This is a genomic window from Cronobacter sp. JZ38 (assembly GCF_008932145.1).
Lineage (GTDB): Bacteria > Pseudomonadota > Gammaproteobacteria > Enterobacterales > Enterobacteriaceae > Cronobacter > Cronobacter muytjensii.
Genome location: NZ_CP017662.1, coordinates 1,886,635 through 1,907,569 on the forward strand (window position 1 = coordinate 1,886,635; position 20,935 = coordinate 1,907,569).

22 protein-coding genes and 3 tRNA genes are annotated in these 20,935 nt (G+C 56.4%); 16 read left to right on the forward strand and 9 right to left on the reverse strand.

Annotated features, from left to right (window positions below):
* Positions 1-243 precede the first annotated feature (243 nt).
* The gene (gene sdiA / locus BJP61_RS08895) at positions 244-969 is read left to right on the forward strand and encodes a transcriptional regulator SdiA (protein WP_038862228.1); all 726 of its coding nucleotides are present in this window, start codon (positions 244-246) and stop codon (positions 967-969) included.
* A gap of 72 nt (positions 970-1,041) precedes the next feature.
* Here sdiA and BJP61_RS08900 read toward each other — a convergent pair whose 3' ends face one another.
* Complete coding sequence (locus BJP61_RS08900; RefSeq protein WP_038862358.1) at positions 1,042-1,266, reverse strand: DUF2594 family protein; 225 nt, start codon at positions 1,264-1,266, stop codon at positions 1,042-1,044.
* Positions 1,267-1,748: 482 nt separating this feature from the next.
* Between BJP61_RS08900 and uvrY the strand changes: the two genes are divergently transcribed.
* From uvrY to BJP61_RS08935, 7 genes are all read left to right on the forward strand, one after another.
* Positions 1,749-2,405 (forward strand): UvrY/SirA/GacA family response regulator transcription factor, encoded by a 657-nt coding sequence (gene uvrY, locus BJP61_RS08905; protein WP_004387982.1) that lies wholly within the window; start codon positions 1,749-1,751, stop codon positions 2,403-2,405.
* Positions 2,402-4,234: an excinuclease ABC subunit UvrC gene (gene uvrC / locus BJP61_RS08910; RefSeq protein ID WP_075192460.1), complete on the forward strand. Its 1,833-nt coding sequence runs from the start codon at positions 2,402-2,404 to the stop codon at positions 4,232-4,234. The genes uvrY and uvrC overlap by 4 nt, the downstream gene beginning before the upstream one ends.
* Before the next feature lie 56 nt (positions 4,235-4,290).
* Positions 4,291-4,839 carry a CDP-diacylglycerol--glycerol-3-phosphate 3-phosphatidyltransferase gene (gene pgsA / locus BJP61_RS08915; protein ID WP_038862236.1) on the forward strand — a complete coding sequence of 183 codons (549 nt, stop codon included), beginning with the start codon at positions 4,291-4,293 and terminating at the stop codon, positions 4,837-4,839.
* Positions 4,840-5,004: 165 nt separating this feature from the next.
* A tRNA-Gly gene (locus BJP61_RS08920) sits at positions 5,005-5,080 on the forward strand.
* 53 nt (positions 5,081-5,133) lie between these two features.
* Positions 5,134-5,207 (forward strand) — tRNA-Cys (locus BJP61_RS08925).
* A 12-nt stretch (positions 5,208-5,219) separates the two neighbouring features.
* Positions 5,220-5,306 (forward strand) — tRNA-Leu (locus BJP61_RS08930).
* Positions 5,307-5,476: 170 nt separating this feature from the next.
* Positions 5,477-5,896 carry a GNAT family N-acetyltransferase gene (locus tag BJP61_RS08935; protein WP_171998169.1) on the forward strand — a complete coding sequence of 140 codons (420 nt, stop codon included), beginning with the start codon at positions 5,477-5,479 and terminating at the stop codon, positions 5,894-5,896.
* A gap of 38 nt (positions 5,897-5,934) precedes the next feature.
* On the opposite strand, the gene tyrP is transcribed toward BJP61_RS08935, so the two are convergent.
* The 3 genes from tyrP to yecR all read right to left on the reverse strand — a co-directional run bounded on the left by tyrP (position 5,935) and on the right by yecR (position 8,508).
* Complete coding sequence (gene tyrP / locus BJP61_RS08940; RefSeq protein ID WP_171998170.1) at positions 5,935-7,143, reverse strand: tyrosine transporter TyrP; 1,209 nt, start codon at positions 7,141-7,143, stop codon at positions 5,935-5,937.
* A 238-nt stretch (positions 7,144-7,381) separates the two neighbouring features.
* The gene (ftnA, locus tag BJP61_RS08945) at positions 7,382-7,879 is read right to left on the reverse strand and encodes a non-heme ferritin (protein WP_038862243.1); all 498 of its coding nucleotides are present in this window, start codon (positions 7,877-7,879) and stop codon (positions 7,382-7,384) included.
* A gap of 281 nt (positions 7,880-8,160) precedes the next feature.
* Positions 8,161-8,508: a YecR family lipoprotein gene (gene yecR / locus BJP61_RS08950; RefSeq protein ID WP_038862245.1), complete on the reverse strand. Its 348-nt coding sequence runs from the start codon at positions 8,506-8,508 to the stop codon at positions 8,161-8,163.
* A gap of 279 nt (positions 8,509-8,787) precedes the next feature.
* Between yecR and BJP61_RS08955 the strand changes: the two genes are divergently transcribed.
* Entirely contained in the window at positions 8,788-10,044 is a 1,257-nt protein-coding gene (locus BJP61_RS08955) for a methyl-accepting chemotaxis protein (RefSeq protein ID WP_171998171.1), read from the forward strand.
* A 137-nt stretch (positions 10,045-10,181) separates the two neighbouring features.
* Positions 10,182-10,820 (forward strand): RpiB/LacA/LacB family sugar-phosphate isomerase, encoded by a 639-nt coding sequence (locus BJP61_RS08960; RefSeq protein WP_075192464.1) that lies wholly within the window; start codon positions 10,182-10,184, stop codon positions 10,818-10,820.
* 39 nt (positions 10,821-10,859) lie between these two features.
* On the opposite strand, the gene BJP61_RS08965 is transcribed toward BJP61_RS08960, so the two are convergent.
* Positions 10,860-12,281, reverse strand: coding sequence for an MFS transporter (locus BJP61_RS08965; protein ID WP_171998172.1), 1,422 nt, complete (start codon positions 12,279-12,281; stop codon positions 10,860-10,862).
* Positions 12,282-12,487: 206 nt separating this feature from the next.
* Between BJP61_RS08965 and azuC the strand changes: the two genes are divergently transcribed.
* Together azuC and BJP61_RS08975 are read left to right on the forward strand one after the other, a co-directional pair.
* Positions 12,488-12,571, forward strand: a complete 84-nt coding sequence (azuC, locus tag BJP61_RS08970; RefSeq protein ID WP_015386592.1) for a stress response protein AzuC — start codon at positions 12,488-12,490, stop codon at positions 12,569-12,571.
* A 188-nt stretch (positions 12,572-12,759) separates the two neighbouring features.
* Positions 12,760-13,008 carry a DUF2766 family protein gene (locus tag BJP61_RS08975; protein ID WP_038862255.1) on the forward strand — a complete coding sequence of 83 codons (249 nt, stop codon included), beginning with the start codon at positions 12,760-12,762 and terminating at the stop codon, positions 13,006-13,008.
* A gap of 28 nt (positions 13,009-13,036) precedes the next feature.
* Here the strand turns inward: BJP61_RS08975 and BJP61_RS08980 are convergent, their stop codons facing one another.
* The 4 genes from BJP61_RS08980 to BJP61_RS08995 form a co-directional block, all read right to left on the reverse strand.
* Positions 13,037-13,639, reverse strand: a complete 603-nt coding sequence (locus BJP61_RS08980) for a LysE family translocator (RefSeq protein WP_075192466.1) — start codon at positions 13,637-13,639, stop codon at positions 13,037-13,039.
* Between the two features lie 38 nt (positions 13,640-13,677).
* Positions 13,678-14,520, reverse strand: a complete 843-nt coding sequence (locus tag BJP61_RS08985; protein WP_161579144.1) for an AraC family transcriptional regulator — start codon at positions 14,518-14,520, stop codon at positions 13,678-13,680.
* 101 nt (positions 14,521-14,621) lie between these two features.
* The gene (locus BJP61_RS08990; protein WP_171998173.1) at positions 14,622-15,965 is read right to left on the reverse strand and encodes an anaerobic C4-dicarboxylate transporter; all 1,344 of its coding nucleotides are present in this window, start codon (positions 15,963-15,965) and stop codon (positions 14,622-14,624) included.
* Between the two features lie 202 nt (positions 15,966-16,167).
* Entirely contained in the window at positions 16,168-16,668 is a 501-nt protein-coding gene (locus tag BJP61_RS08995; RefSeq protein WP_161579143.1) for a non-heme ferritin-like protein, read from the reverse strand.
* A 284-nt stretch (positions 16,669-16,952) separates the two neighbouring features.
* On the opposite strand from BJP61_RS08995, the gene BJP61_RS09000 reads away from it, so the two are divergent.
* The 4 genes from BJP61_RS09000 (at position 16,953) to araG (ending at position 20,927) form a co-directional block, all read left to right on the forward strand.
* Positions 16,953-17,510 carry a DJ-1/PfpI family protein gene (locus BJP61_RS09000; protein ID WP_171998174.1) on the forward strand — a complete coding sequence of 186 codons (558 nt, stop codon included), beginning with the start codon at positions 16,953-16,955 and terminating at the stop codon, positions 17,508-17,510.
* Positions 17,511-17,564: 54 nt separating this feature from the next.
* The gene (locus BJP61_RS09005; protein WP_038862264.1) at positions 17,565-18,071 is read left to right on the forward strand and encodes a cupin domain-containing protein; all 507 of its coding nucleotides are present in this window, start codon (positions 17,565-17,567) and stop codon (positions 18,069-18,071) included.
* A 288-nt stretch (positions 18,072-18,359) separates the two neighbouring features.
* Positions 18,360-19,349 carry an arabinose ABC transporter substrate-binding protein AraF gene (araF, locus tag BJP61_RS09010; protein ID WP_004384880.1) on the forward strand — a complete coding sequence of 330 codons (990 nt, stop codon included), beginning with the start codon at positions 18,360-18,362 and terminating at the stop codon, positions 19,347-19,349.
* 63 nt (positions 19,350-19,412) lie between these two features.
* A complete protein-coding gene (gene araG / locus BJP61_RS09015) occupies positions 19,413-20,927 on the forward strand; it encodes an L-arabinose ABC transporter ATP-binding protein AraG (protein ID WP_038862265.1) in 1,515 nt (504 codons plus the stop codon).
* Positions 20,928-20,935 lie beyond the last annotated feature (8 nt).

Genomic DNA, 20,935 nt, shown 5'->3' on the forward strand with positions numbered 1-20,935 from the left:
CCGGCGTGTTTTGCGCGCCGGGCTCCCGCCTTAAACCCTGCCAAAAATAAGCCTTAAAATTCGTCTGACGAATTAATCAGCACCAACAGGCTCTTAGCGAAATAATTTGCCTTAAAGGTTCTCGCTGGCTCAAAGTCACTGACAGAATGCCGATTATTGATATTAATAATTATGTAGAATGTGTTACTTTGTCATATCACAAAAAATAATGCTCACAGCACGACAGGAGTTTCGCCCCACAGCATGAAGGAAAGTGACTTTTTTAACTGGCGTCGGGAAATGGCGACCCGCTTTCAGGAAATTCAGGATTCGAGCGACATTTATTCGCTCCTGAAAACCGAAACGCAGAACATGGAATATGATTATTTCGCGCTTTGCGTTCGTCACCCTGTGCCTTTCACACGCCCCAAACTGACGCTGCACACCACCTATCCCGAAGCCTGGCTTGAGCATTATCAGGCGGAAAATTACTACGTGATAGACCCGGTGTTGAAGCCCCAGAATTACCTGATGGGCCATCTCCCCTGGAGCGACGCGTTGTTCTCCGGTGCGGCGGAAGAGCTCTGGAATGCCGCGCGCGACCACGGTCTGGTCAAGGGCGTAACGCAGTGCGTCATTGCGCCTAACCGCGCCCAGGGATTCCTGTCCGTCTCTGGAACCAGCCCGCGTGGACACGCCATGTCGGATGACGAACTGGCGTTGCGACTTCAGCATTTAGTGGAGCAGAGTCTGGTCACTATGGCGCGGTTGGAAGATCCGGCGGTGACCGTGCTGGAAATGAAACTGAGTAAACGAGAAAAAGAGATATTGCAGTGGACGGCTGAAGGTAAAACGTCGGCGGAAATAGCGATAATATTATCTATCTCGGAAAATACTGTTAATTTCCACCAAAAAAATATGCAGAAGAAGTTTAATGCTCCGAACAAAACGCAAATTGCCTGCTATGCTGCTGCGATTGGCCTGATTTGAGCGGGTAATTCGTTCTGCGTGTCAGACGCCCAGACCGGCTGGAAGAATAACCGCTTCCAGCCGGTTTTTTAATTACTGGCGGTAAGCCTGTTTAATCTGCTTAACGGTATTGGTGTATACCGCCGCCTGCGCGTCGTCTTCCATTTCAGCGATCTGCTTTTCCATTTTAATGATGACCCGGCCCGCATCAGCCTGGCCCATGGCCTGCAGCATCAGGGTCAGAAGGGATTTCAGGCAGGAGACTTCAACAGCCAGTTCCTGCATCTGCTCTGAGGTGGAAAAATCGGGAGCGCTCATGTTTATGTCCTTTTCTGTGTGGCGGCGTGCGCCGGGCACGCCTGTCGATGTTTTGAGGCGGCGGAGTATACCATAAGGTCCAAAAAAGTAATTAGCGCCGATTTTTTGAGCGATCTGCGCGGCGCCCGGCTTATTATAATAAGGTTTTACTGAGAGCAAACATTTCACCAGGTTCGCTGGCGTCGCGTTAAAAATATATGTTTCTAATAAGTTTCTACGTTGTGAATTTAAAAGTTGTTAATTATTGCCTGAAAATTCACGCTTCGTAATAAGTTAGATCGAAAAATGCTGTACTTTGATTTTTCAATGTTTTTTAAGGATGGCGGCGAGGTTCGGCGAGTTAAAAACGCGTTTTAATTCTGTTTGCCCTCTCAGTCGGGCGCATGACTGCATTTTTTGCGTTTCAAAGTTGACTTAAAAAACGCTAATATGGGGCGAATAAGTTACCAGCAGCGTTATCCCTTTTTGAGGAGTGTTTTCCTTTGATCAACGTTCTTCTTGTTGATGACCACGAACTGGTGCGCGCAGGGATACGACGCATACTTGAAGATATGAAGGGCATTAAAGTGGCAGGCGAAGCCTGCTGCGGCGAGGACGCCATCAAATGGTGTCGCATTCACCCGGTGGATGTGGTGCTGATGGACATGAATATGCCGGGCATTGGCGGCCTGGAGGCGACTCGCAAAATCGCTCGTTATTCTTCAGACATTAAAGTGATCATGCTTACCGTTCATACGGAAAACCCGCTTCCGGCGAAAGTGATGCAGGCCGGCGCCGCGGGATATCTGAGTAAAGGTGCGGCCCCCGCCGAAGTGGTAAGCGCCATCCGGTCCGTTCACGCCGGGCGACGCTATATCGCTTCCGACATCGCACAGCAAATGGCGCTCAGTCAGATAGAGCCCGACCGCAGCGAATCTCCCTTCGCAAGTTTGTCGGAAAGGGAATTGCAGATTATGCTCATGATTACCAAAGGCCAAAAGGTCAATGAAATCTCTGAGCAGCTTAATCTCAGTCCTAAAACCGTTAACAGTTATCGGTATCGAATGTTTAGTAAGTTAAACATTCATGGCGACGTCGAGTTAACGCATCTGGCCATCCGCCATGGCCTGTGTAACGCGGAGACCTTATCAAGTCAGTGAGTGAAGTTTTCGATTCAAAATCATTTCTGAAAACCGTCACCAGCCAGCCTGGCGTCTACCGTATGTATGACGCCAGCGGGACGGTTATCTACGTCGGCAAGGCCAAAGATCTTAAAAAACGCCTGTCCAGTTACTTCCGCAGCAACCTCGCCAGCCGTAAAACCGAAGCGCTGGTGGCGCAGATCCAGAATATCGACGTGACGGTGACCCACACCGAAACCGAAGCGCTGCTGCTGGAGCACAACTACATCAAGCTTTACCAGCCGCGCTATAACGTGCTGCTGCGTGATGACAAATCGTATCCGTATATTTTCCTGAGCGGCGACACGCATCCGCGTCTGGCGATTCATCGCGGCGCGAAACACGCTAAAGGGGAGTATTTCGGCCCGTTCCCGAACGGCTACGCGGTGCGCGAAACCCTCGCGCTGCTGCAGAAGATTTTCCCGATTCGTCAGTGTGAGAACAGCGTCTACCGCAACCGTTCGCGGCCCTGCCTGCAGTATCAGATTGGCCGCTGCCTCGGGCCGTGCGTCGAAGGGCTGGTGAGCGAAGAAGATTACGCGCAGCAGGTGGAGTATGTGCGGCTGTTTCTCGCCGGTAAAGACGATCAGGTCATCAACCAACTGGTGGCGCGGATGGAGCAGGCGAGTCTGAATCTGGCGTTTGAAGAGGCCGCGCGCCTGCGCGATCAGATTCAGGCAGTGCGTCGCGTAACGGAAAAACAGTTTGTCTCCAACAACGGCGACGATCTGGATGTCATCGGCGTGGCGTTCGAGTCGGGCATGGCCTGCCTGCATGTGCTGTTTATCCGCCAGGGGAAAGTCCTCGGCAGCCGCAGCTATTATCCGAAAGTGCCGAGCGGCACTGAGCTTGCGGAAGTGGTGGAGACGTTTGTCGGCCAGTTCTATTTACAGGGCAGCCAGATGCGCACGTTACCGGGCGAGATCCTGCTCGATTTTCATCTCACCACCCCGGAATTGTTGACGGAGACGCTGTCGGAAATCGCCGGGCGTCGCGTGAACGTCCAGACCCGACCGCGCGGTGACCGCGCGCGATACCTGAAGCTCGCGCGCACTAACGCCGCCACGGCGCTTACCACGCGGTTGTCGCAGCAGTCCACTATCAGCCAGCGTCTGACGGCGCTTGCGCAGGCGCTGCATCTGCCTGAAGTGAAACGCATGGAGTGTTTCGACATCAGCCATACGATGGGCGAGCAGACTGTCGCCTCCTGTGTGGTGTTTGACGCCAACGGGCCGCTGCGTTCTGAATATCGCCGCTATAATATTACTGGCATCACGCCGGGCGATGATTACGCGGCGATGAATCAGGTACTGCGTCGTCGTTATGGTAAAGCTATCGAAGAGAGCAAAGTGCCGGATCTGATCCTTATTGATGGCGGCAAAGGCCAGCTTGGCCAGGCAAAATCGGTTTTCGCCGAGCTGGACGTGACGTGGGATAAACATCATCCGCTGCTGCTTGGCGTGGCGAAGGGCAGCGACCGTAAAGCCGGGCTTGAGACGCTGTTCCTTGAGCCGGAAGGGGAGGGCTTCGCGCTACCGCCCGATTCCCCGGCGCTGCATGTTATCCAGCATATTCGCGATGAGTCGCACAATCATGCGATAACCGGGCACCGTAAAAAACGCGCTAAGGTCAAAAACACCAGTACGCTTGAGACGATCGAAGGCATCGGCCCGAAACGTCGCCAGATGTTGCTCAAATATATGGGTGGATTGCAGCCGCTGTTGAACGCATCGGTTGAAGAAATCGCGAAAGTGCCGGGCATCTCGCAGGCGCTCGCAGAAAAGATCTACTACTCGTTGAAACATTAAGGGCTATGTAGCAACATAGCGGTAATCTTAAATTATGACAGATAGTTACCTGCACTATGCGATTTAACATCCCTACATTGCTGACGCTGTTTCGTGTCATTCTGATCCCATTTTTCGTGCTGGCATTCTATCTGCCTTTTCACTGGGCCCCTTTTCTTTGCGCGCTGATCTTCTGCCTCGCGGCGATTACCGACTGGTTTGACGGTTTTCTCGCGCGCCGCTGGAACCAGAGCACCCGCTTTGGCGCGTTTCTCGACCCGGTGGCGGATAAGGTGATGGTCGCCATCGCAATGGTGCTGGTGGCTGAGCACTATCACAGCTGGTGGATAACCCTGCCGGCGGCCACCATGATCGCGCGCGAAATTATTATCTCCGCGTTGCGTGAATGGATGGCGGAGCTCGGCAAACGCAGCAGCGTGGCGGTCTCCTGGATAGGTAAAGTCAAAACCACCGCGCAGATGCTGGCGCTGATCGGTTTGCTGTGGCGCCCGAACATGTGGGTAGAGTACGCCGGTATCGCGCTCTTTTTCGTCGCGGCGGCGCTGACGTTCTGGTCAATGTTCCAGTATCTGCACGCCGCGCGCGGCGATTTGCTCGAACGTTGATCTATCCGACGCAAAATTCAGCAAACGAACCAGGTAGCCTGAAAATTTCGTTGACTCATTGCGTCAGGTAAGTAGAATGCAACGCATCGAACGGCGGCACGGTTCGCCAGACGATAAACAAATCAAGTAATTAGATTCAAGCGGTTAGCATAATTACTTCGATAAGCGGGAATAGCTCAGTTGGTAGAGCACGACCTTGCCAAGGTCGGGGTCGCGAGTTCGAGTCTCGTTTCCCGCTCCAGATTCTGACATCAGCCTTTTGCTGGTGTCCGCCTGAAAAGGCAACGCAATTCTGGCGCGTTAACAAAGCGGTTATGTAGCGGATTGCAAATCCGCCTAGTCCGGTTCGACTCCGGAACGCGCCTCCACTTTCTTCCCGAGCCCGGGTGGTGAAATCGGTAGACACAAGGGATTTAAAATCCCTCGGCGTTCGCGCTGTGCGGGTTCAAGTCCCGCCCCGGGCACCATGGGAAAGACAAGAATAATCAAAGCAATAAGCAGTGTCGTGCAAACCACCTTCGGGTGGTTTTTTATTTTGTATTGCCCGTCATTCCTCATTTTTCAACGCCTTAATTTCAGCGCTTACCCCGCCGGGGATAAATCGTTTATGGTCTTCTGAGACAACAAGGAGACGACGATGGAATACCTGCTTACCGACACCCCTGACGACGCGCTTAAAGCGCAGATCAAAAAACAGGTTGGCCTGTACAACGCCAGTCATATGCCTGTGGATCTGCGTGAACTGGTCATCATCCTTAACGACGCGCAGGGGAACCTCACGGGCGGGCTGTCCGGCCGCAGCGCCTGGGGTTGTCTGCATATCGATTATCTGTGGGTGGACGAAACCCTGCGCAGGCAGGGCGTCGGTGCGACGCTTATCGCCATGGCGGAAGAAGAGGGGCGCAGGCGCGGCTGCAGGCACGTATTTGTCGACACCTTCAGCTTTCAGGCACCCACGTTTTATCGCAAACAGGGTTATGAGAAGTATGGCGAGGCGTCAGGCTATCTGAATCAACACACCCGCTTTTATTTTGGCAAAGCGCTGAGTGACGAATAAAAAAAGCCCCGTCTGACGGGGCTTTTTTTATGGTGTGGTTAGCCTGCTTCGCGCAGCACGCCTGCGCTAATCAGAAACTGGATGGCGATGATGGCGATGCCGCAGGCAAACACCACCGCCAGCATCGCTTTGCCGCCTGCGACCTGCCAGGCCGTCGGATGTTGTTTACGGCTCTGCCAGGCGAGCATCGCCGGCAGCAGCAGCGCCAGCACGGCGAGCGCCACGCCCGCGTAGCCGAGCGCCATCACAAATCCCTGCGGGTAGAAAAGCGCAAAGGCCAGCGGCGGCGCGAACGTCATCAGCCCGCTCTGAGCACGGCCCGCCACGGTACGCCTGCGCTTAAACATATCCGCCAGATAATCAAACAGCCCGAGCGACACGCCAAGGAACGAGGTGGCTAACGCCAGGTCGGCGAACAGATGTACGGCCAGCTCCACATGCGGCGAGGCGACAACGTCGCGTACCGCCTGCAGTAGCCCGTTCAGCCCGGCATGCGTGGCGAGCAGGCCCATAAACGTCGTGGATGGAACCGCCCCAAGCGTGGCGAGCTGCCAGAAGAGATACGCCACCAGCGGGATCGCGCTGCCGGTAATAAATATCAGCCGCAGTTTACGCACGTCGCCTTTCATATAACTGACGATACTTGGCACGCTGCCGTGAAAGCCGAATGAAGTGAAAATCACCGGCAGGGCAGAGAACGCAAGGCCCTGTTCGACCGGCAACGTCAGCAGATTCGCCTGATGAATATGCGGCATCATCATCGCCAGCATCACGACCAGAAAGACCGTTTTGGCGGTAAATAACAGCCGGTTCACCATGTCAACGCTGTGCGTACCGATGCTGACAATCAACCCGCCCACGGCGGTAAAGGCCAGCACGCCGGTTGCAGGAGTGATGGTCATGCCGAGCCACTGGCTGAGGCTTGAGGCCAGCAGTTCGCCCGCGCCGCTGATATACGCCGCCGTCAGCGCGTACATTAAAAACAGCATGCTGAAGCCTGCGAGCCACTGCCCCGGTTTGCCGAGATAATGCAGCGCCAGCGTGCCGAGGCCGGTTGAGGCGGGCTGATGCTGATACACCTCCACCAGCAGCAGCGCGGTGTAGCACATCAGCGCCCAGAGCATAAAGAGCAGCAGCGCGGTCACGCCAAAGCCAACGCCAGCCGCCGCGAGCGGCATCGCCAGCATCCCTGCGCCGATCGTAGTGCCGGCGACGATAAAAATACTGCCAAGTGTGCGGTTCTTCACGCGGTGTACTGTCCTGGAACGATCCTTTGAAAATTTATGCTGCGCAGGGTAAAGAAATCTGCGCAGTTCGTCAAACTGACGTTACGTGATGCGTAACTTAAAGTTTACATCGCGCGCGTATGCCAGTCTGGTTCACTCTGAGCCAGCGTGGGTGAGAAAAGGGACAAAAAATAAAAGGGAAAGAATAAAGGTAAGGGAAATAAAAACGGTAATGACGGGCGTCATTACCGTGGGAATATCATGCCTGGGCGTCGAGGGTCGCGAGTTCTTTATCGATAAAATAAAGCCCTTCACCGCTTTTGCCTGCGAGGCTCAGTTTATCCAGTACGGATTTAAACAGTTTCTCTTCTTCGTGCTGTTCAGCCACATACCACTGCAGGAAATTAAAGGTCGGATAATCCTGTGTGGTCATCGCTACATGCGCCAGCGCATTAATCTGACGCGTGATCAGCTGCTCATGCTCGTAAGTTGCCTGGAACAGCGCATCGAGCGACGCATAGTCGGCATACGGCGACGGCACGGCGTTGATACGCGGGAAACTGCCGGTGTCGGTCAGGTAATTAAACAGACGCTGCATATGCGTCATCTCTTCCTGCGCGTGACGGCTTAAAAATGCCGCCGCCCCTTCAAAGCTGTGATAGCTGCACCAGGCGCTCATCTGTTGATAAAGCAGGGAAGAATAAAGTTCAAGATTCATCTGCTCATTGAGTTTTTCAATCATATCCGGCTTCAGCATATTTGCTCCAGAATAAGGGGGGATTATCGCTGCACTATAATTTGTTATTAAACTGTTTGCAAAAGATAAAATAAAAAAGCGTGGCGTTAATAATGCAAACGGGAATTAAACGCATTTATAAATTAAATGAGAATTATTATTGCAGTCACAATACATGAAAATAAGCGGAAGAAATAAACGCTAAATAATGGGATAAGAATGGCCGCAAAGGCGTAAAGCCTCTCTGACCCGGCGAAAAGTAAACACAGCCACCGCCTGACGCCGGTGGCTGTAAAGCGCAGTTACCAGCCGCCGACGGCGCGGTTATTGATGGTGAAGCCGCGGCACTGATATTCCAGCACGATCGATTCGGTCATGCATTGCGTGCCGGTCACGACAGAGCACGTTTTTACCGGCGCGCCATAGGCTTCGGCTACGGCGTAGCCCCAGTCCTGACACTGACGATTCGCAATCGACTGGGCGACGTAGTTATCGACTTTCGCATGTTGCAGCGGTTGTTCGCTGATGCCGAGCCTGACGGTGCCGGTAACTTTACTGCCGCCGACCACTTCCGGCGTTTTGGTAATGGTACAGCCGCCCAGCGCGAGCAGAGCGGTAATTAAAATGACCTTGCGCATCGGTTTTCTCACAAAGTTTGCCTTATTAGCATCATGCCACGTGCCGGCGTGCGTCAATCGCCGGAAAAGCCCACGGTTCACCCCATTTCCCGCGCTTTTACCCATCAATAACGTAAGGTGATTTTAAATAATTACTTAACTTTATTGTTCCACTGCTTAAGTTTTAGATGACCAGGCCGACAACTACGATACGGTAAGTCTTCATCTGTGACATACAGAAGTACAGGGAAGACAGGGACAGATACCGTCATGATTCGCTCAGGGACGGCTTCTTAACACCGGGAATTTACTATGAATTTTATTCGTAACGTTAAAATCCGCGCGATGGTCGTATGGGTCTTACTCTTATCAACCATCGCCTGGGTGGGGGTCTCCGGAGCGACGCTCTGGTTTCTACATCACCTGGAAGATAGTCTTAAACTGACGCCTGAGCAGGCAGGCTGGGTCGACACCACTCAACTAATATTAAGCCTCTCGGTCGTGGGCAGTATCGCCCTTACCGTGCTGATGGAGCGTTATCTTTATTTCTGTCTGGTACGCCCCGTGGAGATAATTCGTGGGCACCTGAACGTTCTGGCGGACGGCAATCTGGAAGTGAAATTGCAGGACCTTGGCAGCAACTGCGTGGGGCTGATGGTGCCTTATATTCAGCGCATGCAGGATAACTGGGAAAAAACCGTCAGCGCTATTCGCGCGAGCGCAGACAGTATCCGCAGCCATGCGGGAGAGGTCACCGGTGTTAATAACGAACTCTCCACGCGCTCCGAAGAGCAGGCGGCCGCGCTGGAGCAAACCAGCTCCAGCATGCAGCAGCTCAGCAGCACGGTAAAACTCAACGCGGAAAACGCGAGCCATGCCAGCACGCTCGCCGGCAACGCCACGCGCACGGCGCAGGCGGGAGGCGCCTCCGTGAAAGAGGTGATGGAAACCATGTCGCGGATCTCCAGCAGCTCCAGCAAAATCGTCGATATCACCACGGTTATCAACAGCATTGCATTCCAGACTAACATCCTCGCGCTTAACGCGGCAGTGGAGGCGGCACGCGCGGGCGAGCAGGGCCGTGGCTTTGCGGTGGTAGCGGGCGAAGTGCGCAATCTCGCGAGCCGCAGCGCTCAGGCCGCGAAAGAGATTGAAACGCTGCTTAACGAGTCCGTCGCTAATATCCAGACTGGCTCCGGTCAGGTGAAAAAGGCGGGCGAAGCGATGGATCAGATCCTGGTCGCGGTGCGCCAGGTTAATGACATCATGGGCGAAATCGCCAGCGCCTCCGGCGAGCAGAGTGATGGCATCAGTCAGGTTGGCGTGGCGGTTAAAGAGATGGATGCTGTCACGCAACAGAACGTGCAACTGGTGCAGCAGTCCGTGCTGGCATCAAACGATCTGGAGCGTCAGGCCGGGCATCTTACCGAGGTGGTAGGGCTGTTCCGCCTGCGCGGTCAGACTGAACGCGTTAAACCCGCTGCCTCCGCGCCGCTGGTACGGCCTGCGCTGGCCAGCGCGGCTGCGCCGAAAAGCGTCGCTGCCAGCGAAAACTGGGAAACCTTCTGAGCCGGGCTGTGTGATAGAAAACTGTGAACCTCTCGCTATTTTTTAAAACAATCTTTCATTTAATTTGAAAGTGCGTTTGGCGGATAGTATGGTGAGTTCACAGTTTGCTATTCATAGCCTTTTCAGGAGACAACCCAATGAAAATTGCACTGATGATGGAAAACAGTCAGGCGGCCAAAAACGCAATCATCTATAAAGAGCTGAAAGCGGTGGCGGATGAGAAAGCGTTCCCGGTGTACAACGTCGGCATGAGCGATGAGAACGATCATCACCTGACCTACATCCACCTCGGGATCATGGCGAGCATCCTGCTGAATTCCAGAGCGGTGGATTTCGTGGTCACCGGCTGCGGCACCGGTCAGGGCGCGCTGATGTCCCTGAATATTCATCCAGGCGTGGTGTGCGGTTACTGCATCGATCCGGCGGATGCTTTCCTGTTCGCGCAGATCAACAACGGCAACGCGCTGGCGCTGCCGTTTGCGAAAGGCTTCGGCTGGGGCGCTGAACTCAACGTGCGCTTCATCTTTGAAAAAGCCTTTACCGGGCGCAAAGGCGAAGGCTACCCGCCGGAGCGTAAAGAGCCGCAGGTGCGTAATGCGGGCATTCTCAACCAGGTGAAAGCGGCCGTGGTGAAAGACAACTATCTCGACACCCTGCGCGCCATCGACCCTGAACTGGTGAAAACCGCTGTCTCAGGCGAGCGTTTCCAGCAGTGTTTCTTCGATAACTGCCAGGATAAAGAGATTGAAGGTTTCGTGCGCGGCCTCCTTGGCTAATACGCCTGATAAAAAGGCCAGCCCGTGGGCTGGCTTTTTTTATGCCTGTTTGCCGGAAACGCTGCTGCCGGCATGCGTGGCGAGCCTCAGCGTATCGATCATTCCGGCGAGGCTTATCAGCGCAATCAGCACAAACGCCAGCCGGAAGCTCACGCCCGGAATATCCCCTGTAAAAAAGGCCCCGCTTATCATCTCGCCAAGCCGGATGCCGATGGCGCCGAGCGTGACCCCAAGACCGACGGCGAGCTGTGTTGCCGTGCTGAACAGCGTATTGGCGTAGCTCATTTCCCCTGCGGGCACATCGGCAAACGCCAGCGTGCTGATGCCGGTAAACTGAATCGAACGAAACACCCCGCCCAGAAACAGGATCAGCAGAATAAGCCATACCGGCGTTTGTGGCGTCAGCAGCGCACAGGCGAGCAGCGCCAGCACGTTCAGCAGACCGTTAATCAGCAGCAGATTTTTGAAGCCAAGCCAGCGGATAAGCGGCGTGGTGGCGGGCTTGATCGTCAGATTACCGGCGAATACCGCCAGCACCAGCAGCCCGGAGTGAAACGCGTCCATCCCGAAACCCACCTGAAACAGCAGCGGCAGTAAAAAGGGAACGGCGCTTATCGAGGCGCGAAACAGCGAGCCGCCATACATCGTCACCCGAAACGTCGGTACGGCCAGCGCATTGAGGCGAATCATCGGGAACGGCGCGCTGCGAAAATGACGCAGCGCGAAAGCCAGCGCGCCGGTTCCCGCGAGCAGCAGGGCGACGGCAAGCCCGGTGCTGGTGTCGCGCGCGGCCAGCATCTCCATAGCGCTTACCAGCGCCACCATTGCCAGCGCAGTAGCGATAAATCCCGGCGTGTCGAACGGACGGCGCTCGTCATCGTGGTTATCCGGGATAATACGCCAGGCGAGCGCCATCGCCAGCAGCCCGGCGGGCAGGTTAATAAAGAAGATCCAGCGCCAGCTGGCGTAGCTGGTGATAAACCCGCCGAGCGGCGGCCCGATAATCGGCGCTACCAGCGCAGGCCAGGTGAGCGTGGCGATAACGGTAATAAGCTGATGTTTTGGCGTTACGCGCAGCACCGCGAGCCGCCCGACCGGCACCATCAGCGCGCCGCCCGCGCCCTGTAATATTCGCATCAGCACGAACGTCTCCAGCGAATCCGCGAGACCGCACAGCACCGACGCGCCGGTAAAAATTCCGAGCGCCAGGGTAAACACTTTGCGCGCGCCGAAACGATCGGCAATCCAGCCGCTGGCCGGGATCAGCACCGCCAGCGTGAGCAGATACGCGCTGATGCCGATATTGAGCGCGACGGCCTCAACGCCGAACGTCTGCGCCATCGTCGGCAGGGCGGTGGCGATCACCGTTCCATCGAGGAACTCCATAAAAAAGGCGCCTGCCACCAGCAGCGCGGCGGGAGAGATGCCCCCGGTACCTGCCTTCGCCATATTCTGACCCATGCCCGCTCCCTAAACTATTTTTATAAATTTTAACCAAAAAGCTTAATCGTTAAGCGCCGGAATTATCAGCATTTTATTAACATAACGCCCATTCCCATTAACTAAATGGCGTGATTTTAATCACAAAATGGTTGATTTTTGTGATGCAGGTCATATTATTGGGCTGCGGCAACCCGCTAACCAGAATGAACAAATTCGGAGCCTTTATGAAACTGCGCAAGATCCTCAAAAGCATGTTTGAAAACTACTGCAAAACTTTTAAAGACGTTCCGCCAGCCGGGATGTTCTGATAAAAAAACCTGCCGCCGGGCAGGTTTTTTTATGCCTGACGCTCACGTTATACTCGCGGCTGTCTCAATCGCAAACCCCTGTTTTTTGCCTTCTGAAATCACGGTTCATTTTATGTGTCTCTGGCGTCACGTTCGCATTCGCCGGGCTTTGCCGTTACTATGTGCGGCTTCAAGATAAGGAGAACGTAATGTCACAGCCCCTCACCGCCGAAGATGAACTGGTTTCCGACGTGGTCGCCTGCCAGTTGGTTATCAAACAGATCCTCGACGTCATCGACGTTATCGCGCCGGTGGAAGTGCGCGAAAAAATGGCCAGCCAGCTGAAAAGCATCGATTTCGCAGGCCATCCTTCCGCCGATCCGGTGACGCTGCGCGCCATTCAAAAAGCGGTGGCGCTCATTGAACTGCGCTTTACCCCGCAGAGCGACGCGCACTAAGAAAAGCGGCCCCTTCCGGGGGCCGTTGTCAGTGAAAGAAACCCATCCAGGCGCTGGTCAGCAGCCAGAGCGCCATCACCTGTTGAAAACGCACCAGCGCTTTCTCACTGCGAAACACACGATGAACGCCGCGTCCAAGCCATGCCCAGGCGGCAAGACAGGCCAGCGAAATCACCAGAAAGCCCAGCGCCTGAAACGCGAGCGTGAAAAACGCGCGGCCCTCATGCGGCGCAAATACCGTCACCACCGCCATCGCCATCATCCAGGTTTTCGGGTTGATCAGCTGTAATGCGGCCGCCGCCCGCGCGCTGAACGGACGCGACGCGTCGCCTGCAAGCGTCACGGCGGGCGCCCGGAAAAGTTGCCAGCTCATCCAGGTGAGCCACAGCGCGCCTGTGAGCGCCATCAGTCGCGCCAGCCACGGCGCGTGACGCAGCGCCTCGCCAGGGCCGACGCCGCACAGCAGTACAATTGCGCTTGAGGCGAAACAGGCGCCCGCCACGGCGGGCAGCGTCGCCCGCGCGCCGTAGCGCTGGCTGTTGGTGAAGATAAGAATGTTCGTCGGCCCCGGCGTAATCGAGGCGACAAAAGCGAAGCATAAAAACGGCAGTTGTTGTGAAAGCAGGCTCATAAGATCTCCCGGTTATCTGAGCCGCTATCTTCGGGGGATCAGCGCGCCGGGTCTGGAAGATTCGTGCAGAGTCTGCGGTAGTGGGCTGGCGAGAGCCGGTAGGCGCGCTGGAACCAGCGGCCCAGATGACTCTGATCGGAAAAACCGAGCGCGGCCGCGACGTCGGCGGGCATCATACCGCGCGCAAGCAGCGTTCTGGCGCGGGCGAGACGCAGTTGAACCAGCCAGGCGTGCGGCGCCATGCCGAAGGCGTGCTTGAAACTACGCGAGAGCGTGAAGCGGTCGGTATTGAGCGCCTGCGCCAGCTCCGCCAGCCCGATATTGTCACCGATGTGTGCAAACAGATAATCACGGGCGCGCTGGGCCATGCGCGCGTCGCGGATCTCACCGGGCAGCCGCTTGCGCCACTGACAGTGGTGCGTCAGCTGATTAAGCAAATTATCCATCACGCCCTGTTGCACAATACGCATCTCATCCTGATGCAGCGTGTTGAAGGTGGTGGCGATGGTGTGCGTGAGAACCGGATCGCGGGCAATCGTGTGGGCGAAGCGCAGCTCGTAACTGTCCGGCAGCGTGGCGTAAAGCCCGCCGAGCGTGTCGCGCAGCCAGCGCTCATCCAGATAAAAGGTAAGATAGGTAAAACCGCCCGCGAGCGGCGCGTCGCCGTCGTGGGTCTCGCCGGGCTCCAGCAGAAAGGCGGCGCCGGGCGTGCTGTAATGCCGCTCCCGGCGGCAGTGAAACTGCTGGGTGCCGGAGAGCGTCACGCCTGCCAGATAGCTGTCGTGCCAGTGCGGATCGTAGGCGTGGCCTTCGAAGTGCGCGCGGATGGTTTCGATGCCGGTGTCAGCGTGCTGTCGTAGTTCAATCCAGTCTTTTGCCATAGCGTCTCCTGCGAAAGGAAACTCTAGCATAACGAATCGTTAACAACAGTCTGGAAGATTTGTGCAGGCGGCCCGCAGGCCGCCCTGTTAAAGAAATACGATCAGAAGAAAAGCGTCACCAGCAGGTAGCTGGCGGCGCAGGCGCAGCTGACGCCAATCAGACCGGGCAGAATAAAGCTGTGGTTTAAGATGAATTTGCCAATGCGGGTTGTACCGGAGCGATCAAAGCCAATGCACGCCAGGTCGCTCGGGTAAGTCGGCAGCACGAAGTAACCGTAAGAGGCCGGGAAAAACGCCACCAGCATTTTCGGCTCCACGCCGAGCATCAGCCCCATCGGCGCGACGGCGGTCAGCGCCGCGGCCTGGCTGTTCACCAGCTTGGAGACCAGAAACAGCACCAGCGCGTAGGTCCACGGGTGGCTCTTCACCACGCCTTCCAGCGCTATTTTCAGTTCCGCGAGATGCGCCTGAAAAAATGTATCGCTCATCCATGCCACGCCGAACACAGAGAAAATCGCCACCATCCCGGCTTTGAACACCGCACCGCTGGAGACAGACGCCGCGTTGACCTTACAGACCACCAGCATCACGGCGCCTGCGATCAACATCATCATCTGAATCACCAGATTCATGGAGAGCGGGGCGATTTTACCTTTTAGCTCAAACGCCGGGCGCAGCGCGGGCAGCGCGCCGAGCAGCACCACCAGCGCAATGGCGGCAAAGAAAATCCAGGTCGACCACCAGGCGTGTTTGTCAAAGCGCTGGTTCATGAGCGTTTCACTGCCGCCATAAATGAACTCACGCTGTTTCGGATCGCGCAGGCGCGCCTGAAACGCCTCGTCGTCGTCCAGATTTTTACCGCGTTTCAGGCTCCAGAGGGCGGCGATGAGCACGCCGAACAGCGAGGCGGGCACCGACACCGCCAGGATCTCCAGAATGCTCCACGCCTCGCCGATACCGTGCTGCGCACCGAGAATCGAGACCAGCGACACCACCGCGACCGATACCGGCGAGGCGGTGATCGCCATCTGCGAGGCGACGGACGCCACCGCCATCGGTCGCTCGGGGCGAATATTTTTCTTCAGCGCGATATCCGCAATGATCGGGAACATGGTGTAAACCACGTGCCCGGTGCCGCATAAAAAGGTCAGCGTCCAGGTGGTGAGGGGCGCCAGCAGCGTGATGTGCTGCGGGTGACGGCGCAACAGCCGCTCGGCGAACTGCATCATCACGTTCAGCCCGCCTGCGGTTTGCAGCGTAGCGGCGCAGCCGATCACCGCAAGGATGGTCAGCATCACGTCCACCGGCGGCTTGCCCGGCTCCAGCCCAAAGATAAAGGTTAAAAGAAACAGCCCGATGCCGCTGATTAAGCCAAGCCCCATCCCGCCGAAGCGGGTGCCGGCCAGCAGACACAGAATAATGACAATAAATTCGAGGGTGATCATAAGGCTCCTGCCACACAACGTTGGGTGAATCGCTTAAGCATTACAAATTGTGTGGATAACCATTGGGAGCCAGATCGGATTTATAAAAACCTAACAAAAACAGTACATTGTTAACTTATGATTAACGTCGGGCCGGGGCGGAGGGCAAACGGCAGAAACGACAGCGCCCTCGGTAGAGGGCGCGGGGGCATTACAAGACGTTTTACTGCATCTGTTCCATCATCCCCAGCAGGCGCTGGTCCGCCTCTTCGGCGCACAGGCCCGCTTTACGGGCGCTTGCGAGTTCACGCAGGATAGTCTCCAGCAGCGCCTCATCCTGGCGCAGCTCATTTTCGAATTCGCCGAGCATCGCCAGTGTCGCCTCGTCGCGCGCGGTGTGCGCCTCGCTCATCAGGCGCGTCAGGGCCGCGCGGCGCCCGGTCAGTTCTTCCTGCATCTGGTGGAAAATCGCCTCAAGGCTTAAGCAGTCGGGTTTCACCGATTTCAGAGCGCCGAGCACCGGATTGGCGCCGGTTTGCTTCAGATAATCGAATAAACGCATCATTTGCGTCACATTATGTTGCGCCTGCTGACGCAATACCGTCGCGCTGCCATTGAGGCTTTGCTGCGCGCACCAGTCGCTGTAATACAGGCACAAATTCGATGCATAAAACTCCTTATTCATTTGTGCATTCAGTTTCTGCACCACGCTGATGGGAGCCATATAAATATCCTTATTGACAGGTTTAAGAGATGACGGTCATTGACCGCGGCAAGTGCGCTTCCGGCCTGCTACATCCCGGCGGGCCGCTACTTGTCAACCGTCATTATAAAAGCGTGCGTTATTTTCCTGATGTATTAAGCCTGGTATAAATGGGGGCTTTTGCCACTCCAACCGTTTCTTTCTCAAAACGTGACGCAGCGCCGGATTATTATTGAAACAATGTTTCATTATTTAGCCAAACCGGAAAAACGCACGCATTTACGTACACATAACAGGAGCGAGAAATGAAACGAGCGGCGGTGCTGCTGGCGCCAGGATTTGAAGAGGGAGAAGCCATTGTCACTATCGATATATTACGACGGCTAAACATTGACGTGGAAACGCTCGCCTGCGCCGAAACGCGCGCGGTGGTGAGCTACCACGCTATTCCGCTGGTGGCGGATGCGCTCCTCGCCGTGCGATTTGATGAAACCTACGACGCGGTGATCCTGCCGGGCGGCCCGCAGGGCAGCGTTAATCTGGCGGCGGACCCGCAGGTAATCGACTTTGTCGCGCGCCACGACAGCGCCGGAAAACTTATCTGTCCCATTTGCTCCGCCGCCGCGCGCGTACTGGGCGGCAACGGACTGCTGAAAGGCCGCCGCTATGTCTGCTCGGGCGAGCTGTGGCAGGCGGTGCAGGACGGGGAGTATGTCGATGCGCCGGTGGTGGAAGACGGCAATCTCATCAGCGGCAAAGGACTCGGGCGCGTCTTTGACTTTGCGCTGACCGTCGCGGCGCGTTTAACCGGCGATGAAGCCGCCGCGCGCGATCACGCCGACCATATCTATTACCCCTGGTAAAGCGGCATAGCATGGCGGGCTATACTCACCTGACGTTTGCGAAAGGAGAAGAATATGACCCCATCGTGTGAAACACTTTATCTGCGCGAGCCCTGCGGGGGCGTGCCCAATAACGCGCTGCCGGTGCTTCTCTACCGGCAGGCGGCCCCCGAAGGAACGGACGATCGCGCCGTCTGGTTTGAGCAGCGCTTCGCGCAGCACCAGTGGCCCGCGCGCTGGCGCTATCCGGTGTTCACCTATACCCACTTTCACACTAACACCCATGAGGTGCTCGGCATCTATGCGGGCGAGGCGCAGATCCAGCTTGGCGGCGAAGCGGGCCCGGTGGTGACGCTGCGCGCAGGCGACGCGGTGCTGATCCCGGCGGGCGTCGGGCATAAGCAAATCGACGCCAGCCCCGACTTCATGGCGGTGGGCGCTTATCCTGATGGGCTGTCCCCCGATAAATTCCTTGATGAACCTGCGCAGTTGCCGCAAACGCGTCGCCAGGTGGCACAGGTGACAAAGCCGCCGCGCGATCCTCTCTTCGGCCCGGAAGGCGGACTGGTCACGCACTGGTAACGTTCAGGGATTCCCCGGCTGGGCTTATGGAGATATCTGCTAAGCCCACTCTTAATCATCATACATATCGGGCGAAATTTATGCCCGATTTTGCTGTATTTATGTACGCAATCACTGTAATTCCATGATGTGATTTCGCTCTCCTATGGAGAATTAATTTCCCGCTAAAACTATCTCCAGCAATCGCCGCTTCCAGGAGTGAACGGCTAATGCGTTGTTTTCTGTCCGATTAAAAGAACCTTTCAGGTTTTTACCCTGCATAAAAGAAAGCTAAAGCTGGAGATAACCATGCACAAATTTACTAAAGCGCTGGCGGCCATCGGGCTCGCCGCCGTTATGTCACAATCCGCTATCGCCGAGACCATGAAGCTCGGTTTTCTGGTGAAACAGCCTGAAGAGCCGTGGTTCCAGACCGAATGGAAATTCGCCGATAAAGCGGGCAAAGATCTCGGTTTCGAGGTTATCAAAATCGCGGTGCCGGACGGGGAGAAAACCCTGAATGCCATTGACAGCCTTGCGGCAAGCGGTGCCAAAGGCTTTGTTATCTGTACGCCGGACCCGAAACTCGGCTCGGCGATTGTCGCCAAGGCACGCGGCTACGACATGAAAGTTATCGCGGTCGATGATCAGTTCGTCACCGCCAAAGGCAAACCGATGGAAACCGTGCCGCTGGTCATGATGGCCGCGACCAAAATCGGCGAGCGTCAGGGGCAGGAACTCTATAAAGAGATGCAAAAACGCGGCTGGGATGTGAAAGAGACCGCCGTCATGGCAATCACCGCCGATGAGCTCGACACCGCGCGCCGCCGCACCACGGGTTCGATGGACGCGCTGAAAGCAGCCGGTTTCCCGGAAAAACAGATCTATAAAGTCCCGACAAAATCCAACGACATCCCCGGCGCGTTCGACGCCGCCAACTCCATGCTGGTTCAGCACCCGGAAGTGAAACACTGGCTGGTGGTCGGTATGAATGACAACACCGTGCTGGGCGGCGTGCGCGCCACTGAAGGGCAGGGCTTTAAGGCGGCTGACGTTATCGGCATCGGCATCAACGGCGTGGACGCGGTAAGCGAACTTTCCAAAGCGCAGGCCACCGGCTTCTACGGCTCGTTGCTGCCAAGCCCGGACGTCCACGGCTATAAATCCAGCGAAATGCTCTACAACTGGGTCACCAAAGGCGCTGAGCCGCCGAAATTCACCGAAGTCACCGACGTGGTGTTGATCACCCGCGATAACTTTAAAGAGGAACTGGCGAAAAAAGGTCTCGGCGGCAAGTAATGGGCGATTTATCGCGGTTCGGGCGCGCGTGCGTGCCCGCTTTTTGAGTGGCCCGGAGGTTTCATGCAGACATCTTCACCCTATCTCTCGTTTCGCGGCATCGGGAAAACCTTTCCCGGCGTGAAGGCGCTTTCCGATATCAGCTTTGACTGCCACGCAGGCCAGGTCCACGCGCTGATGGGCGAAAACGGCGCCGGTAAATCGACGCTGCTGAAAATTCTCAGCGGCAACTACGCGCCGACCACCGGCTCGATCGCCATTAAAGGCGAAGAGGTCACGTTTAACGACACCACGGCGGCGCTGAACGCGGGCGTCGCCATCATCTACCAGGAGCTGCATCTGGTGCCGGAGATGAGCGTGGCGGAAAACATCTATCTTGGCCAGATCCCCCATAAGGCCGGGATAGTTAATCGCTCGCTCCTCAACTATGAGGCGAAGCTGCAGCTTGAACATCTGGGGCTCGATATCGACCCGCAGACGCCGCTGAAATATCTCTCCATCGGCCAGTGGCAGATGGTGGAAATCGCCAAGGCGCTGGCGCGCAACGCCAAAATTATCGCGTTCGACGAGCCGACCAGTTCGCTTTCGGCGCGTGAAATCGAACACCTGTTCCGCGTTATTCGTGAGCTGCGTAAAGAAGGGCGCGTGATTCTGTACGTCTCGCACCGCATGGAGGAGATTTTCGCTTTAAGCGACGCCATTACGGTCTTTAAAGATGGCCGTTACGTGCGCACCTTCAGCGATATGCAACAGGTCAACCACGACAGCCTGGTGCAGGCGATGGTCGGGCGCGATCTCGGCGATATCTACGGCTGGCAGCCGCGTGAATATGGCCCGGAGCGGCTGCGTCTCGACGCGGTGAAAGCGCCGGGCGTGCGCGCGCCGGTGAGCTTAAGCGTCAGGAGCGGCGAAATCGTCGGCCTCTTCGGGCTGGTGGGCGCCGGGCGTAGCGAATTAATGAAAGGCATGTTCGGCGGTACGCGTATCACCAGCGGCCGGGTGTTGATCGACGGCGAACCGGTGGCTATCCGCGCGCCGGGCGACGCGATTCGCGCAGGCATGATGCTCTGTCCGGAAGATCGCAAGGCTGATGGCATCATCCCGGTGCACTCGGTGCAGGACAACATCAACATCAGCGCGCGACGCAAGCACATCAGCGCGGGCTGCCTTATCAACAACGGCTGGGAGCAGGAAAACGCCCGCCATCATATCCGCTCGCTGAATATCAAAACTCCCGGCGCTGAGCAGCTGATTATGAATCTCTCTGGCGGCAACCAGCAGAAGGCCATTCTGGGCCGCTGGCTGTCGGAAGAGATGAAAGTGATCCTGCTCGATGAGCCGACCCGTGGGATTGACGTCGGGGCGAAGCATGAAATCTACAACGTGATATACGCGCTGGCGGCGCAGGGGGTGGCGGTGCTCTTCGCCTCCAGCGATCTGCCGGAGGTCCTCGGCGTGGCCGACCGCATTCTTGTGATGCGCGAAGGCGAAATCGCCGGTGAATTACTGCATGAGGAGGCCAGCGAATCCATGGCGCTCAGCCTCGCGATGCCTAAAACCCACCAGGCTGTCGCTTAAGTAAGGAG

What these genes read in the sequence shown, in the direction of transcription:
- sdiA (WP_038862228.1), top strand. Translation starts at nt 244, where the DNA reads ATGAAGGAAAGTGACTTTTTTAACTGGCGTCGGGAAATGGCGACCCGC.
- BJP61_RS08900 (WP_038862358.1), bottom strand. Translation starts at nt 1,266, where the DNA reads ATGAGCGCTCCCGATTTTTCCACCTCAGAGCAGATGCAGGAACTGGCT.
- pgsA (WP_038862236.1), top strand. Translation starts at nt 4,291, where the DNA reads ATGCGATTTAACATCCCTACATTGCTGACGCTGTTTCGTGTCATTCTG.
- BJP61_RS08935 (WP_171998169.1), top strand. Translation starts at nt 5,477, where the DNA reads ATGGAATACCTGCTTACCGACACCCCTGACGACGCGCTTAAAGCGCAG.
- ftnA (WP_038862243.1), bottom strand. Translation starts at nt 7,879, where the DNA reads ATGCTGAAGCCGGATATGATTGAAAAACTCAATGAGCAGATGAATCTT.
- BJP61_RS08955 (WP_171998171.1), top strand. Translation starts at nt 8,788, where the DNA reads ATGAATTTTATTCGTAACGTTAAAATCCGCGCGATGGTCGTATGGGTC.
- BJP61_RS08960 (WP_075192464.1), top strand. Translation starts at nt 10,182, where the DNA reads ATGAAAATTGCACTGATGATGGAAAACAGTCAGGCGGCCAAAAACGCA.
- BJP61_RS08965 (WP_171998172.1), bottom strand. Translation starts at nt 12,281, where the DNA reads ATGGGTCAGAATATGGCGAAGGCAGGTACCGGGGGCATCTCTCCCGCC.
- azuC (WP_015386592.1), top strand. Translation starts at nt 12,488, where the DNA reads ATGAAACTGCGCAAGATCCTCAAAAGCATGTTTGAAAACTACTGCAAA.
- BJP61_RS08975 (WP_038862255.1), top strand. Translation starts at nt 12,760, where the DNA reads ATGTCACAGCCCCTCACCGCCGAAGATGAACTGGTTTCCGACGTGGTC.
- BJP61_RS08980 (WP_075192466.1), bottom strand. Translation starts at nt 13,639, where the DNA reads ATGAGCCTGCTTTCACAACAACTGCCGTTTTTATGCTTCGCTTTTGTC.
- BJP61_RS08985 (WP_161579144.1), bottom strand. Translation starts at nt 14,520, where the DNA reads ATGGCAAAAGACTGGATTGAACTACGACAGCACGCTGACACCGGCATC.
- BJP61_RS08990 (WP_171998173.1), bottom strand. Translation starts at nt 15,965, where the DNA reads ATGATCACCCTCGAATTTATTGTCATTATTCTGTGTCTGCTGGCCGGC.
- BJP61_RS08995 (WP_161579143.1), bottom strand. Translation starts at nt 16,668, where the DNA reads ATGGCTCCCATCAGCGTGGTGCAGAAACTGAATGCACAAATGAATAAG.
- BJP61_RS09000 (WP_171998174.1), top strand. Translation starts at nt 16,953, where the DNA reads ATGAAACGAGCGGCGGTGCTGCTGGCGCCAGGATTTGAAGAGGGAGAA.
- BJP61_RS09005 (WP_038862264.1), top strand. Translation starts at nt 17,565, where the DNA reads ATGACCCCATCGTGTGAAACACTTTATCTGCGCGAGCCCTGCGGGGGC.
- araF (WP_004384880.1), top strand. Translation starts at nt 18,360, where the DNA reads ATGCACAAATTTACTAAAGCGCTGGCGGCCATCGGGCTCGCCGCCGTT.
- araG (WP_038862265.1), top strand. Translation starts at nt 19,413, where the DNA reads ATGCAGACATCTTCACCCTATCTCTCGTTTCGCGGCATCGGGAAAACC.